This window comes from Photorhabdus viridis, assembly GCF_040256935.1.
GTDB lineage: Bacteria > Pseudomonadota > Gammaproteobacteria > Enterobacterales > Enterobacteriaceae > Photorhabdus > Photorhabdus viridis.
In genome coordinates this window covers 1-290 of record NZ_JBEJZY010000366.1, presented here as the reverse complement: position 1 = coordinate 290, position 290 = coordinate 1, and the positions used below count along the sequence as shown (strand labels likewise).

Genomic DNA, 290 nt, shown 5'->3' with positions numbered 1-290 from the left:
CTGGGCCGTAACGACTTTCAGGTCAAGCTGCGTGGCTTCCGTATTGAGCTGGGGGAAATAGAAGCGCGCCTGACCCAGTGTCCGGGGGTAGCGGAAGCAGCCGTTATCGCCCGCGAAGATATCCCGGGGGATAAACGGTTAGTGGCCTATGTCCGGCCTCAATCCGGTGTTGCACTGATGCCGGCGGATTTACGCCCGCAACTGGCACAGCAGCTGGCCGATTATATGCTGCCCAGTGCCTTTGTGATGCTGGCGGCTTTCCCGCTGACCCCGAACGGCAAGCTGGACCG

Annotated in this window: 1 protein-coding gene; it reads left to right on the top strand. The window is 61.0% G+C overall.

Going from position 1 to position 290, the window contains the following annotated elements; all coding sequences use genetic code 11:
• Window positions 1-290 (top strand): AMP-binding enzyme (locus ABR397_RS23765; RefSeq protein ID WP_350307842.1); only part of this gene is annotated, 290 nt, incomplete at both ends.